Below are 13,983 nucleotides of genomic sequence, written 5' to 3'. Positions count from 1 at the left end.
TCTTAGAGAGGGCGGATGACGGATGCCGCGCCCGCGGCGCGGTCGGGATCCTCGCGGAGACCGGTCAGGGCGCGATGCCGGCGGCCGCGGGCTTGAACCCCGCGCGCACGTTCTCGCAGCACGCGGGGCGGCATACGTCGAACCACGGTCCGAGGTCGGTCGCGTGGGGGCGCTCCCCTGCCGGCGCCCCGTTCAGCCGCTCCTCGACGAGGTCGACGAGCCCGGCGACGAAGACCGGGTCGACGCCGGGCGTCGGCGTGCGCACCGCGCGGATGCCCGCCTCGGCGGCGGCATCCATCGCCTCGGTGTCGAGGTCCCAGAGCACCTCCATGTGATCGCTCATGAACCCCACCGGCACGATGGCGACGGCCTTCACCCCCACCTCCGGGAGCTCCGCGATGACGTCGTTGACGTCGGGCTCGAGCCACGGCTGGCTGGGCGGGCCGGAGCGCGACTGGTAGACGAGGTCCCACGCGACGTGCTCGGCGCCCGGCACCTCGGCTGCCACGGCCGCCATCACGACCTCCGCGACCGCCAGGTGCTGCGCGGCGTAGGCGCCGCCCTCGCCGAGGTCGCGGTGCAGCTCGTCGCCCTCACGGGGGCCGGAGCGCTCGGCATCCGCCGTCGGAATGCTGTGGGTGGAGAACAGCACCCGGATCGCCTCGGACGCCACGCCGTCGGCCAGGAACCCGGCCACCGCGTCGCGGACGCCGTCGATGAACGGCTGGACGAAGCCGGGATGGTCGAAGAACTGGCGCACCTTGTCGATCGTGACGGTGCCGGCCAGACCCGTGTCGGTGAGGACACGGGCGAAGTCCTCCCGGTACTGCCGGCAGCTCGAGAAGGAGGAGTACGCGCTGGTGGCGAGGGCCAGGAGGTTCGTGTCGCCGGCAGTGGCGGCATCCGTCACCGCCTCGTCCAGGTACGGCGCCCAGTTGCGGTTGCCCCAGTAGACGGGCAGGTCGATGTCGCGCCGGGCGAGCTCGGCTTCGAGCGCCGCCTTGAGCGCGCGGTTCTGCGCGTTGATCGGGCTGACGCCGCCGAAGTGCCGGTAATGGTGAGCGACCTCCTCGAGGCGCTCATCCGGGATGCCGCGACCGCGGGTGACGTTGCGGAGGAAGGGGATGACGTCGTCCTGCCCCTCCGGGCCGCCGAAGCCGGCCAGGAGGATGCCGTCGTAGGCGACCGGCTGCTCCACGAACGGAGCGCCGGCGGAGGCGGCGGGAGAGGCGAACGGGACGGCGTGCTGCTCGGGAGAAGTCACCCCTCCATCCTGACATCGTCCGCACGGCACCCCCGTCGGTATGATGACTTCATCATGCCACTAACACGCCAGCAACGTCCGCTGTACGAGGTCAAGGCGGGTCTGTTCAAGGGCCTGTCCCATCCGCTCCGCATCCGCATCCTGGAGCTGCTGGCCGCGGCCGACGAAGTCTCCGTCGCGGATCTCCAGGCAGAGACAGGACTGGAGGCATCCCACCTCTCGCAACACCTCGCCGTGCTGCGCCGTCACCGTCTCGTCGAGTCGGAACGTCGTGCGAGCCACGTGTATTACCGGCTGGCCGACGACAAGGTCGCCCAGCTGTTGGCGGTCGCCCGCGCACTGCTGCGGGACGTCCTCTCCGCCGACCGCGATCTGCTCGCGGATGCCGAATCCCTGCCCGCGCTGCCGACCAGTTGAGCGGGACGGATGGCGCGCCCCGGCCGGGTCGGGCACGGCCAGCGCTACGCCGTCTGCGCACCCTGCTCCCCTCGCGTGAGGACTACCGCGGGCTGAAGCGCACGTGGCGCGCCGACATCCTGGCCGGCCTCACCGTCGGGGTCGTCGCCCTCCCGCTCGCGTTGGGATTCGGCGTGAGCTCGGGACTGTCGGCCGATGCGGGGCTCGTGACCGCGATCGTGGCGGGCCTTCTCGCCGCGGTCTTCGGCGGCTCTCACGTGCAGGTATCGGGTCCGACCGGCGCGATGGTGGTCGTGCTGGTCCCGATCGTGGCATCGCACGGCCCCGGGGCCGTCGCGACCGTCAGCGTGCTGGCGGGGATCATGGTCGCCGTTGCGGGAACGATGCGGCTGGGCAGGGCGGTGTCGTTCATACCGTGGCCGGTCATCGAGGGCTTCACGCTCGGCATCGCGGCCATCATCTTCCTGCAGCAGGTGCCGCTCCTGGTGGCACCGACGCTGAGCAGGCCCGGCGAGCACAGCTCCAACGCCCTCGTCGCAGCGGTACAGGCGATCGCCGGCGCCGACTGGACCTATGTCCCGTGGGCCCTCGGCGCGGTCGGCGTGGTCGTCGCGTGCATGACCGTCGCTCCGCGCATCAACCCGGCGATCCCCGGTTCCCTCGTCGGGATCGTCCTCGTCACGATCGGCGCCGCCCTCGTGCCGAACCCTCTCGCGGTCATCGGCGCACTGCCCGCGTCGCTGCCGATGCCCGCGCTCCCGGTCCTCGACCCCGCGGTTCTCGGCGAGCTCCTGCTCCCGGCCCTCACAGTGGCGGCGCTGGCCGCGGTGGAATCGCTCCTTTCGGCGCGGGTCGCGGCCTCGCTTGCCGACACCGGTCCATACGATCCCGACCGCGAGCTCTTCGGCCAGGGCCTCGCGTCGATCGGGTCCGGATTGTTCGGCGGGATGCCGGCCACCGGCGCCATCGCGCGCACGGCCGTCAACGTCCGCTCCGGCGGCCGCACCCGCCTGGCGGCGATCGTGCACGCAGGGGTCCTCCTCGCCATCGTCCTCTTCGCAGCCGCGCCCGTGGGCGCGATCCCGCTGGCGGCGTTGGCCGGGGTCCTCATGCTGACCTCGGTGCGGATGGTCCACGCCCGCACGGTGCGCTCGATCCTGGGCTCGACGCGGGCGGACGCCGCCGCATTCGTCATCACCGCGCTGATCACCGTGTCGGTCGATCTCGTCGTCGCCGTCGCGATCGGGGTCGTCTGCGCAGGGGTGTTCGCCCTGCGCGGCCTATCGCATGCGACGTCGGCCCATCGCGAGGAGGCACCGGGTGACCCGGCGCCCGAGGACGCGCACATCGCGATCGTGCGCCTCGACGGCCCCCTGATCTTCGTCTCCGCCGATCGCGTCTTCGACGAGATCACGGGACTCACCGGCATCTCGGTGGTCCTGCTGCGCATGTCGCAGCTCGAGCTGGTCGATGCGAGCGGCGCGCGCGTACTCACCGACATCGTGCACGCCTTCGAGCGCCGAGGCGTGACGGTCCTCATCAAGGGGGTCCGTCCCGGGCACGAGGAGCTGTTCCGCACCGTGGGCGTCCTGGACGCGCTGCGCCATGAGAACCACCTGTTCGACGACCTGCCGTCGGCGCTCGATCACGCCAGAAGCCACGTCAGAAGGCATTCCGGCGGCCGCACCGCGTAGGCTGGGACGGTTGTCGCCGGCGCCAGCAGCGCTGGTCGGCAGCCGCCGGAACGAGTCCTCGCTCTGCGAGCGCCTCGAGATCATCCGTCATCCTCACCCATGGGAGCCAAAGCAGTGCCTGGAGAGAACCTCACCCGCATCGAGGCGCAGGAGCGCCGCGCGATCGTCGACACGCAGTCGTACGAGGTCGCGCTCGATCTGACGAAGGGTGCCGAGGTCTTCGGATCCCGGTCCGTCATCCGCTTCACCGCGACGCCGGGTGCCTCGACGTTCATCGACCTGATCGCGCGCGAGGTGCGCGAGATCACCCTCAACGGCCGGGCCATCGACCCGGCGACCGCGTTCGCGGACTCGCGCATCGCGCTGGACGACCTCGCCGCCGAGAACGAGCTCGTCGTCGACGCCGACTGCCTGTACACCAACACCGGTGAGGGCCTGCACCGCTTCGTCGACCCGGTCGACGGCGAGGTCTACCTGTACTCGCAGTTCGAGGTGCCCGATTCGCGTCGCGTGTTCGCGGTCTTCGAGCAGCCCGACCTCAAGGCGACCTTCGCGTTCACGATCACCGCGCCGGAGCCCTGGAAGGTCGTCTCCAACTCCCCCACGCCCGAGCCGAAGAAGCACGGCGACGGCACGGCGACGTGGCGCTTCGAGCCCACGCCGCGCATCTCGTCCTACATCACGGCGCTCATCGCCGGCCCGTACGAGGCGACGTTCTCCGAGCTCACCAGCGCCTCCGGCCGCGTCATCCCGCTCGGCGTCTACGGCCGCAAGAGCCTCTGGCAGTTCCTCGACGCCGACTACATCTTCGACAAGACGCGTCAGGGCTTCGCGTACTTCGAGGAGAAGTTCGACTACGCGTACCCGTTCGCCAAGTACGACCAGCTCTTCGTGCCGGAGTTCAACGCCGGCGCCATGGAGAACGCGGGTGCGGTGACCTTCACCGAGACCTATGTCTTCCGCTCGAAGGTGACGGATGCCGTCAAGGAGCGTCGCGTCGTCACCATCCTGCACGAGCTCGCCCACATGTGGTTCGGCGACCTCGTCACGATGAAGTGGTGGAACGACCTCTGGCTGAACGAGTCGTTCGCGGAGTGGGCATCGACCATCGCCACCGCCGAGGCCACCGAGTGGACCGAGGCGTGGACCACGTTCAACGCCATGGAGAAGACCTGGGCGTACCGCCAGGACCAGCTCCCCTCGACGCACCCCGTCGTCGCGCAGATCAACGACCTCGAGGACGTGCAGGTCAACTTCGACGGCATCACGTACGCCAAGGGCGGCTCGGTGCTCAAGCAGCTCGCCGCGTGGGTGGGCATCGAAGCGTTCTTCGCGGGCGTCGCGGCGTACTTCAAGAAGCACGAGTGGTCGAACACCGAGCTGTCCGACCTGCTCTCCGAGCTCGAGGTCACCAGCGGCCGCGAGCTGTCGACGTGGTCGAAGAAGTGGCTCGAGACCGCGGGCGTCAACACGCTCTCCCCCGAGATCGTCACCGACGTCGACGGCACGATCACGCGTTTCGCGATCGTGCAGACGGCGCCGGCCGACTACCCCACCATCCGCCCGCACCGCCTGGGCGTCGGCTTCTACGACCTCGACGGCGACGCGCTCGTGCGCGTGCACCACGTCGAGCTCGACGTGGACGGCGACCTCACCGAGGTGGCGGAGCTCAGAGGCCTCAAGCGCCCGGCGCTGGTGCTCCTGAACGACGAGGACCTCGCCTACGCGAAGATCCGCCTCGACGACCAGTCGCTGCAGACCGCCATCGACCACCTCGGCAAGATCAGCGACCCGCTCGCGCGCTCGCTGGTGTGGGGTGCCGCGTGGGACCAGACACGGGATGCCGAGGCATCCGCGTCGGACTACGTCGACCTGGTGCTGCGCAACCTCGGCGCCGAGACCGAGTCGACCACGGTCCGCACCACGCTCGGTCAGCTGCAGCTCGCCGCGAACTCCTACGTCGCGCCCGAGAAGCGCGACGCGACGCGCGCCAGGGTCGCCGACGCACTGTGGCAGCTCGCGCAGGCCGCCGAGGCCGGCAGCGACAGCCAGCTGCAGTTCGTGACCGCGTTCGCGTCCGCCGCCGCCACCGCGGCCCAGTGGGAGCAGGTGCGCCAGGTCCGCGACGGCGAGGTCGTCTTCGACGGCCTCGAGATCGACACCGACCTGTCGTGGCAGCTGCTGGTGGCCCTCGCCGCCGGCGGCGTGGTGACGGCATCCGACATCGACGAGGCCCTCGCCGCCGACAACACCGCCAAGGGCGGGGAGTTCGCCGCGCAGGCGAAGGCGGCGCTGCCGACCGTCGAGGCGAAGGCCGCCGCGTGGTCGTCGCTGGTCGACAATGACGACCAGCCGAACACGATCGTCCGCTCCGCAGCGCTCGGGTTCGTGCACCCGGCCGGCCGCGACCTGCTGGACGGCTTCGTGGCGCGCTACTTCGACGCCTTGCTGCCGATCTGGAACTCGCGCACGTACCAGATCGCGCAGTACCTGATCGTCGGCCTGTACCCGTCGCCGCTGGCGGACGTCGCCCTCCGCGACGCCACGCGGGCGTGGCTGGCCGCCAACACCGACGCGCCCCCGGCGCTGCGCCGCCTGGTCGCCGAGAACCTCGCGGGCGTCGAGCGGGCGCTGGCCGTGCAGGATCGCGACGCACAGTAAGCACCATCGAGCGGATGCCCTGGCCCCATGCGGGTCGGGGCATCCGTCGTGTTCGGCACCGTGGTACCACTCCGCGGCGGAGGGTTCATCCTGCGGGCGGACGCGCGCGGACCGGGCCCGCCCATACCGTGGTGGACATGATCGTTGCAGAACAGCTCACGAAGCGCTTCGGAGACAAGACCGCCGTCTCCGAGGTGTCCTTCACCGTGCAGCCCGGCAAGGTGACCGGGTTCCTCGGTCCGAACGGCGCCGGCAAATCCACCACCATGCGCATGATCGTCGGCCTCGACCGGCCCACGTCGGGTTCGGTCACCGTGAACGGGACGCCCTACGCCAAGCTGCGAGCCCCGCTGGCCGAGGTCGGCGTGCTCCTGGACGCGAAGGCCGTCCACACCGGACGCTCGGCGCGCAACCACCTGCGCGCGATGGCCGCCACCCACGGGATCGGCCGTGCCCGCGTCGACGAGGTGATCGAGCTCACCGGCATCGGCTCGGTGGCCGGCAAGCGCGCCGGCAAGTTCTCGCTCGGCATGGGACAGCGGCTCGGCATCGCCGCCGCCCTTCTCGGCGACCCGCACACGCTGATCCTGGACGAGCCGGTCAACGGGCTCGACCCGGAGGGCGTGCGCTGGGTGCGCCAGTTCGTCCGGCACCTCGCCGGCGAAGGACGCACCGTGCTGCTGTCCAGCCACCTCATGAGCGAGATGGCGCAGACCGCCGACCACGTGATCGTGCTCGGTCGCGGCCAGGTGCTGGCCGACGCCGAGCTGTCGGCCCTGGTGCGGGCGTGGACGAGCAACACCGTCCTGGTGCGCTCGCCGCGTCTGAGCGACCTCGTCGCCGCGGTCTCGGGCCCCGACATCACCGTCACCGCCGCAGAGCCCGGCGCCGCCGAGATCACCGGCCTCACCGCCGAGACGCTGGGCGACCTCGCCGCGCAGCTCGGCATCCCCGTGCACCAGCTCACCTCCCGCACCGGCTCCCTCGAAGACGCGTACCTCGCGCTGACCGGTGACGCCGTCGAGTACAAGTCCCAGGAGATCGCATGACCGCCCTCGCCGCCGAGCCCACGACGCGCTCGCGCACCACGACATCGCCCTACCGGCTGAGCTTCGCCCACCTGCTGCGCTCCGAATGGATCAAGGTCGTCTCCGTCCGATCCACCTGGTGGTCGCTCGGCGTGGCCGCTGTGCTGTCGATCGCCATCGCGATGATGATCGCGAGCGCCTCGTCCAGCTTCGGACCGGGCTTCCCCGCTGTCAGCGCGATCCTGATGCCGACGCAGTTCACGATGCTCGTCGCGGGCATCCTCGGCGCGATCGTCATCACCGGCGAGTACTCGACGGGCATGATCCGGTCGACCCTCACCGCCGAGCCTCGCCGCGGCGGCGTCATCCTCGCCAAGGCCGTCGTGGTCTCCGCGCTGATGGCGGTCGTCACCGCGGTGATCTACGCGATCTCGATCGTCGCGACGGCCCCCTTCCTGACGGAGGGGATCGACTGGTCGGAGCCCTCGCAGTCGATCGTTCCGCTGGCGTTCGGCGTGCTGTCGATGGTCGCCTTCACCCTCATCGGGCTCGGATTCGGTTTCATCATCCGCAACGGCGCCGGCGCGATCGCCGCGACCGTCGGCGCACTGTTCGTGCTGCCGATCGTGTTCAACATGTTCGTGATGGCGGGCGAGGGATGGCGCTGGGTCGTCGATCTCGCGAAGTACCTGCCCATGAACGCGGCGGGCGCGCTCACCGCGCCGGGTGCCGAAGACCTGCTGCCGTCCCTGCTGGCGCTCGCCGGCTGGACCCTCATCCCGCTGCTGATCGGCTGGGGCGTGCTGCGCACACGCGACGCGTAGAGTCGATCGGATGTCTCCTCGTGACCGCCGGACCGTCGTCGGCGCCGCTCCCGGCGCCGACGACGATCTGCTGCTGCCACGCCCGCCGGGGGTGCTGCGCCGCTTCTGGGCGCGGCATCCCCGGTTCACCGACGCGCTGGTGGCGATCATCGCGTTCCTGCTGTCGGCCCCCTCCGCGGCGTTCCTCGTCGAGGGGCCGCTCACACCGACCGTGGCGCAGACGTGGTACGCGGTCATCCTGATCCTGCTCGGCAGCGGCGCCCTGATGTTCCGTCGGACGCGGCCGGTGACGGTGTTCGCGGCCACGCTGGTGCCGGTGGTGATCCTCCCGCCTGGCCTGTCCGCGGCGGCCCACCTGCTTCCCGCGTTCGCGATCTACGCCATCGCGGCCTACCGATCGGTCAAGGCCTGCTGGATCGCATTCGGAGCGGCCTCGGCGATCGTGGGGCTGTACACGCTCGTCGCCTGCATGGCGGTGCCCACCGAGCTGCAGTACTTCATCACCTCACTGGTGGTGGCGGTGGTCGGGATGCTCATCGCCGCCCTCATCGGCATCAACGTCGGCAACCGGCGCCGCTATCTCGAGGCCCTCATCGACCGGTCCCGGCAACTGCTGGTCGAGCGCGACCAGCAGGCGCAGCTGGCCGCGGCGGCCGAGCGGACGCGCATCGCGCGCGAGATGCACGACATCGTGTCGCACAACCTCACCGTCGTCGTCGCCCTCGCCGAAGGAGCCTCGGCGACGCCCGACCCCGAACGGGCCCGCGCCGCCACGCAGCAGATCGCGACGACGGCACGCGGCGCCCTCACCGAGATGCGCGCGATGCTGGGGGTGCTGCGAGCCCCCGACCCGTCGCAGGACGCCCCGCTGACCCCCGCCGAGCCGGCGAGCGTCGCGGATGCCGTCGAGGCGGCCCAGCGCGCCGGGTTCCCCGTCGTGCTACGCGTGGAGGGCGCGTGGGAGCAGGCTCCCGCCGACACCCGGTTCGCCGTGATCCGGATCGTGCAGGAATCGCTCACCAACGCGATGCGCCACTCCTGGCATGCCACGACGATCGACGTGCGCGTGTCGGCCCGCGACGACCGCATCGACATCGAGGTGGTCAACGACGGCGTGCGGACCGCTCCGGTCACGGCCGATCCGGCCGCACGCAGCGGCTTCGGCATCCTCGGCCTCCGCGAGCGCATCGCGCATGTCGGCGGCTCGCTGCAGGCCGGTCCCGTCGGCGAGGGCCGCTGGGGGGTCCGCGCGACGCTTCCCTGGGAACGCCCGGCACCGACCACCATGAAGGAGACCACCCCGTGAGCGACGGCATCAGAGTCCTGCTCGTCGACGACCAGCAGCTGATCCGCGTGGGCTTCCGCCTCGTCCTCGAAGCCGAGCCCGACATCGTCGTGGTCGGCGAGGCCGCGGACGGCGACGAGGCGGTGCGCGCCGTCGCCGAGCTTCGTCCCGAGGTGGTGCTGATGGACATCCGGATGCCGCGCACCGACGGCATCGCCGCCACCCGCGCCATCGTGCAGGCGCACCCCGAGACACGCGTCCTCGTGCTGACCACCTTCGACCTCGACGAGTACGCCTTCGGAGCGCTGGATGCCGGTGCCGGCGGCTTCCTCCTGAAAGACGCGGAGCGTGCCGAGCTGACGGCGGCGATCCGCGCCGTGCACCGCGGCGACGCGGTGCTGGCCCCATCGGTCACCCGACGGCTGATCGAGCGGGTGCACGCCGCGCCCGTTCCGGCGCCGTCCGAGCCCGCGGACGACCCGACCGCCGAGCTCACCGACCGCGAGCGCGACGTCTTCCTCGCGATCGCCCAGGGCATGAACAACGCCGAGATCGCCCGCCATCTGTTCGTGAGCGAGTCGACGGTCAAGACGCACGTGGGACGCGTCCTCGCGAAGGTGGGAGCGCGCGACCGCGTACACGCGGTGATCCTCGCGCACCGGCTGCGGCTCGTCGACGCGTCGGCGCCGCTGCCCGGCGCCGATGAGGGCGCGCACTGACCCGCGCTCCCAGGCGGGACGGAGGCATCCCTCGTTAGGATCGTGACGATGATGCGCTTCCCCCTGGACACCACTCCGCCGCCCGAAGAGCCATCGATCACGAGCGTCGAGTTCTGGCGTCAGGTCGGTGACTTCTTCGTAGCCTCCGGCTGGAATCTGCTGCGCGTCGCGTGCATCGTCCTCGGCGCCCTGATCCTCAGCTGGGTGCTCCGGCTCGTGATCCACCGGGTCGTGAACCGCATCGTGAACGGCGCCAAGTCCAAGGCGAACGTCGACGACACGCAGGCGCTCGAGCGCTCGCCGCTCGCGTCGGTCCGCCTGGTGCAGCGCACCCGCACGCTCGGCTCGATCCTCAGCAACATCGTCAACGTGACGATCGTGATCGTCGCGCTGCTGCTGATCATCAACGTGCTCGCGCCGACCGCGCTCGGATCGCTGACGCTGCTCACCGCCGCGATCGGCGCCGGTCTCGGTTTCGGCGCCCAGAACATCGTCAAGGACGTCCTCAACGGCATCTTCATCGTCGCCGAGGACCAGGTCGGCATCGGCGACGTCGTGGACCTGGGCCTGGCCACCGGCATCGTCGAGTACGTCAGCGTGCGCGTCACGCACGTCCGCGACGTCAACGGCACGCTCTGGTACGTCCGCAACGGCGAGATCACCCGCATCGGCAACCTGTCACAGGGGTGGTCGCGCGTCATCCTCGATCTGTCGGTGGCGGCCGACTCCGACATCGACGAGGTCGAGAAGGCGATGCTCGACACCGCCAAGGCCCTCGCCAAGGACCCGAAGTGGCGCACCCGCGTGCTCGAGCAGCCGGAGGTGTGGGGCCTCGAGTCGATCTCGGGCGACGCGCTCGTGATCCGGCTGGTGATGAAGACGCGCGCCAACGCCAAGGACGACGTGGCCCGCGAGCTGCGCATGCGCCTGAAGCACACCATCGACGAGATGGGCATCACCCTCCCCGCGCTCACGGCCGTCATGCCGTCGGGCCTGGAGGGCGCCCAGCGCGTGCGCGGCGCCAACCCGCCCAAGACCAAGCCCACCCCGGTGTCGCCCGCGCCGGAGCGCGCCGTCTGGAAGCCCAAGCGCACCGGCAAGAAGACGCAGGATCCCGGCGATGCGTCCGGCACGACCCCCGGAGGAACGTCATGACCGACGCCGCGCCGCTGAGCTTCTACGACGAAGTGGGCGGCCACGACACCTTCGTGCGTCTCGTCGATGCGTTCTATCGCGGCGTCGCCGACGACGAGGTGCTGCGTCCGATGTACCCCGAGGAGGACCTCGGACCGGCCAAAGAGCGGCTCACCCTCTTCTTGGAGCAGTACTGGGGCGGCCCCACGACGTACAGCCAGGAGCGCGGACACCCGCGCCTGCGCATGCGCCACGCCGCCTTCCACGTCGACCCCGACGCGCGGGACCGGTGGCTCGCCCACATGCGCGTGGCCGTCGACGAGCTGCAGCTCCCGCCGCTGCACGAAGCGACGCTGTGGGATTACCTGCTGCGCGCCGCGCATGCCATGGTGAACACGTTCCAGCCGTCGGGCATCGGCCCGGCCGCCGGAGCGCGCACCGCGACATCCCTTCCCGTCACCGCGGCACCGCCCGCGGACCCGCCAGCATCCCGCTGATCCCCCCACCCCCCGCCGACGAAGGAGTCGACATGCCCCCCGCCACCCACCAGACCGACGTGCTCGTGATCGGATGGGGGCTTGCCGGTCTCGTCGCGGCCGGAGAAGCCGTCGCCGCAGGCAAGCGCGTCACCATCGTCGACCAGGAGCCGCGGTCGAACCTCGGCGGGCAGGCGTGGTGGTCGTTCGGCGGCCTGTTCTTCGTGGACTCTCCCGAACAGCGCCGGCTCGGCGTCCGCGATTCGCTCGAGCTGGCGCGTCAGGACTGGTTCGGCACCGCGGGCTTCGACCGCGAAGAGGACCTCTGGCCCCGGCGCTGGGCGGAGGCGTACCTGCAGTTCGCGCACCAGGAGAAGCGGGCGTGGCTGCGCGAGAAGGGCGTCGGCTTCTTCCCGATCGTGGGATGGGCCGAGCGCGGCGGCTACACCGCCACCGGCCCCGGCAACTCCGTGCCCAGGTTCCACATCACGTGGGGAACGGGTCCCGGCATCGTCGCGCCGTTCCAGGCGGCCGTGGAGGCGGGCGAGGCCGACGGGCGCGTCACGATCCTCCCCCGTCACCGCGTGACCGCGCTCACCGTCCAGGACGGCGTCGTCACGGGCGCGGAAGGCGACGTGCTCGCACCCTCGGGGGCGGCTCGCGGCGTCGCCTCCTCTCGTGAGGTGGTCGATTCGTTCGCCGTGACCGCGGGCGCCACGATCGTCTCCTCCGGCGGCATCGGCGGCGACCACGACCTCGTGCGCAAGGCGTGGCCCGAGCGCCTCGGCACTCCCCCGGCCACGATGATCACCGGGGTGCCCGCCTACGTCGACGGATCGATGCAGCCGGTCAGCGAGGCCGCAGGAGCGCGGCTGATCAACGGCGACCGCATGTGGCACTATGTCGAGGGCATCCAGAACTGGGACCCGGTGTGGCCGGATCACGGCATCCGGATCCTCCCCGGCCCTTCGTCGGTGTGGCTCGACGCGACGGGCACGCGACTGCCCGTCCCGCTGTTCCCCGGGTTCGACACACTCGGCACGCTCGCCCACCTGCGCGCCACCGGGTACGACCACTCCTGGTTCGTGCTGTCGCAGAAGATCATCGAGAAGGAGTTCACCCTCTCGGGCAGCGAGCAGAACCCCGACCTCACCGGCAAGGACGTGCGCCTGCTGGCCAAGTCCCGGCTCGGCAAGGGCGCATCGGGGCCTGTGCAGGCGTTCATGGACCACGGCGCAGACTTCGTGGTGCGCGACAAGCTCGACGACCTCATCGCCGGCATGCAGGCGCTTCCCGGCGGCGATGCGCTGGATCCCGAGCGCGTGCGGTTCGAGCTCGAGGCGCGCGACCGCGAGATCGACAACGACTTCACCAAGGATGCGCAGATCGCCATGCTCCGCTCGGCGCGCGCGTTCCGCGGCGACCGCCTCATCCGCACCGCGAGCCCCCACCGCATCCTCGCCCGCGAGTCCGGCCCGCTCATCGCCGTCAAGCTGCACGTGCTGACCCGCAAGTCGCTCGGCGGCATCGAGACCGATCTGTCGGCCCGCGCGCTGGGCTCCGACGGCGCGCCCATCCCCGGACTCTATGCGGCCGGTGAGGCGAGCGGCTTCGGCGGCGGCGGCGTGCACGGCTATCGTGCCCTCGAGGGCACGTTCGTCGGCGGATGCCTCTTCTCGGGCCGCATCGCCGGCCGCGCGGCCGCACAGGCCGTGTGACCGCGCACTGACGGTTTCCGGTCGGCCCGGGCGCCTCACCGCACGACGGCGGGCGGCGTCCGGGTCACCCGGCGGAGGTGCCCGTGCGCCGCACGGGCGTGAGCCCGGTCGCCACGGGACCGCGCACCAGCACGTGTCCGCGGTCGAGGCTCACCCGGGTCCAGGGGCCGCTGGTGAACACGCGCGCCGTCTCCCCGCCGCTGATGAAGCCCATGCTGAGAGCCGCGAACGCCACGCCCAGCGGCAGCCCGCCGAGCTCGTCGTCCGGTGCGCCCCAGACGGCGGCGCGCACCGTCCGCACGACGTCCTCCCCGGCGTCCGTCGGGACGGTGTCGGCGACGCGCGCGATCCCGCCCTGCGCCTTGGCGGCGAGCGTCGACGCGTCGATGCCCGGTCGCGCCTGCCAGCCCGCGCGCGGCGCCGAGATGCCGGCCCACGCCGGCGACAACGCCGTGTCGGGAAGCGACAGCGCGCGCGGATCGTCGGGCGCCGGCGAGAGAGCGGATGCCTCCACCACGAGGTCGCACACCAGCTCGGGGTCGGCGGCGAGCGTGCGCAGCGCCAGCACGGTCGGTGTGGGATCGCCGAACCCCCGCGGCGCGAGCGGCGCCGCCGTCATCGCGAGGACCCCGGCCGAGGCCTGCAGGCGCACGCCCTCGATCGTGAAGCGGGCGGCGCGCCCGGCGAAGGTGAGGGCATCGGAGGCGGAGTCGGGATCGGCGAGCAGGAGGCGCGGATACATCGCCCCTAAGCTACCAAGCGG

12 protein-coding genes are annotated in these 13,983 nt (G+C 71.4%); 10 read left to right on the top strand and 2 right to left on the bottom strand.

Features of this window, described 5'->3' with window-relative positions; all coding sequences use genetic code 11:
* Positions 1 to 64: 64 nt before the first annotated feature.
* On the bottom strand, positions 65 to 1,264 hold the full coding sequence (locus AC1DDU_RS15775) for a ferrochelatase (RefSeq protein WP_477435717.1): 1,200 nt from the start codon (positions 1,262 to 1,264) through the stop codon (positions 65 to 67).
* 54 nt (positions 1,265 to 1,318) lie between these two features.
* Between AC1DDU_RS15775 and AC1DDU_RS15770 the strand changes: the two genes are divergently transcribed.
* From AC1DDU_RS15770 to AC1DDU_RS15725, 10 genes are all read left to right on the top strand, one after another.
* Positions 1,319 to 1,681: an ArsR/SmtB family transcription factor gene (locus AC1DDU_RS15770; RefSeq protein ID WP_477435715.1), complete on the top strand. Its 363-nt coding sequence runs from the start codon at positions 1,319 to 1,321 to the stop codon at positions 1,679 to 1,681.
* A complete protein-coding gene (locus AC1DDU_RS15765) occupies positions 1,678 to 3,375 on the top strand; it encodes a SulP family inorganic anion transporter (protein ID WP_477435713.1) in 1,698 nt (565 codons plus the stop codon). Before AC1DDU_RS15770 ends, AC1DDU_RS15765 begins: the two co-directional genes overlap by 4 nt.
* 114 nt (positions 3,376 to 3,489) lie before the next feature.
* A complete protein-coding gene (pepN, locus tag AC1DDU_RS15760) occupies positions 3,490 to 6,036 on the top strand; it encodes an aminopeptidase N (protein ID WP_477436865.1) in 2,547 nt (848 codons plus the stop codon).
* Positions 6,037 to 6,173: 137 nt separating this feature from the next.
* The gene (locus AC1DDU_RS15755; protein ID WP_477435710.1) at positions 6,174 to 7,085 is read left to right on the top strand and encodes an ABC transporter ATP-binding protein; all 912 of its coding nucleotides are present in this window, start codon (positions 6,174 to 6,176) and stop codon (positions 7,083 to 7,085) included.
* Positions 7,082 to 7,888: an ABC transporter permease gene (locus tag AC1DDU_RS15750; RefSeq protein ID WP_477435708.1), complete on the top strand. Its 807-nt coding sequence runs from the start codon at positions 7,082 to 7,084 to the stop codon at positions 7,886 to 7,888. The genes AC1DDU_RS15755 and AC1DDU_RS15750 overlap by 4 nt, the downstream gene beginning before the upstream one ends.
* A 10-nt stretch (positions 7,889 to 7,898) precedes the next feature.
* Positions 7,899 to 9,194 (top strand): sensor histidine kinase, encoded by a 1,296-nt coding sequence (locus AC1DDU_RS15745; protein WP_477435706.1) that lies wholly within the window; start codon positions 7,899 to 7,901, stop codon positions 9,192 to 9,194.
* Positions 9,191 to 9,892, top strand: a complete 702-nt coding sequence (locus tag AC1DDU_RS15740) for a response regulator (protein ID WP_477435704.1) — start codon at positions 9,191 to 9,193, stop codon at positions 9,890 to 9,892. Before AC1DDU_RS15745 ends, AC1DDU_RS15740 begins: the two co-directional genes overlap by 4 nt.
* A gap of 48 nt (positions 9,893 to 9,940) precedes the next feature.
* Positions 9,941 to 11,047, top strand: coding sequence for a mechanosensitive ion channel family protein (locus AC1DDU_RS15735; RefSeq protein ID WP_477435702.1), 1,107 nt, complete (start codon positions 9,941 to 9,943; stop codon positions 11,045 to 11,047).
* Positions 11,044 to 11,523 carry a globin gene (locus tag AC1DDU_RS15730; RefSeq protein WP_477435701.1) on the top strand — a complete coding sequence of 160 codons (480 nt, stop codon included), beginning with the start codon at positions 11,044 to 11,046 and terminating at the stop codon, positions 11,521 to 11,523. Before AC1DDU_RS15735 ends, AC1DDU_RS15730 begins: the two co-directional genes overlap by 4 nt.
* Positions 11,524 to 11,555: 32 nt before the next feature.
* Positions 11,556 to 13,220 carry an FAD-binding dehydrogenase gene (locus tag AC1DDU_RS15725; RefSeq protein ID WP_477435699.1) on the top strand — a complete coding sequence of 555 codons (1,665 nt, stop codon included), beginning with the start codon at positions 11,556 to 11,558 and terminating at the stop codon, positions 13,218 to 13,220.
* 64 nt (positions 13,221 to 13,284) lie between these two features.
* Here the strand turns inward: AC1DDU_RS15725 and AC1DDU_RS15720 are convergent, their stop codons facing one another.
* A complete protein-coding gene (locus AC1DDU_RS15720) occupies positions 13,285 to 13,962 on the bottom strand; it encodes a DUF8185 domain-containing protein (RefSeq protein WP_477435697.1) in 678 nt (225 codons plus the stop codon).
* Positions 13,963 to 13,983: the final 21 nt, after the last annotated feature.

The sequence above is a fragment of the Microbacterium sp. 05T445 genome (genome assembly GCF_056395865.1).
Note: the sequence above shows the minus strand (reverse complement) of the source record. Positions and strands in the feature narration are given on the sequence as shown.

Excerpts from the sequence above, each read along its gene's own strand:
- AC1DDU_RS15755 (WP_477435710.1), top strand. The coding sequence starts at position 6,174 with ATGATCGTTGCAGAACAGCTCACGAAGCGCTTCGGAGACAAGACCGCC.
- AC1DDU_RS15720 (WP_477435697.1), bottom strand. The coding sequence starts at position 13,962 with ATGTATCCGCGCCTCCTGCTCGCCGATCCCGACTCCGCCTCCGATGCC.
- AC1DDU_RS15770 (WP_477435715.1), top strand. The coding sequence starts at position 1,319 with ATGCCACTAACACGCCAGCAACGTCCGCTGTACGAGGTCAAGGCGGGT.
- AC1DDU_RS15725 (WP_477435699.1), top strand. The coding sequence starts at position 11,556 with ATGCCCCCCGCCACCCACCAGACCGACGTGCTCGTGATCGGATGGGGG.
- AC1DDU_RS15750 (WP_477435708.1), top strand. The coding sequence starts at position 7,082 with ATGACCGCCCTCGCCGCCGAGCCCACGACGCGCTCGCGCACCACGACA.
- AC1DDU_RS15730 (WP_477435701.1), top strand. The coding sequence starts at position 11,044 with ATGACCGACGCCGCGCCGCTGAGCTTCTACGACGAAGTGGGCGGCCAC.
- AC1DDU_RS15745 (WP_477435706.1), top strand. The coding sequence starts at position 7,899 with ATGTCTCCTCGTGACCGCCGGACCGTCGTCGGCGCCGCTCCCGGCGCC.
- AC1DDU_RS15735 (WP_477435702.1), top strand. The coding sequence starts at position 9,941 with ATGATGCGCTTCCCCCTGGACACCACTCCGCCGCCCGAAGAGCCATCG.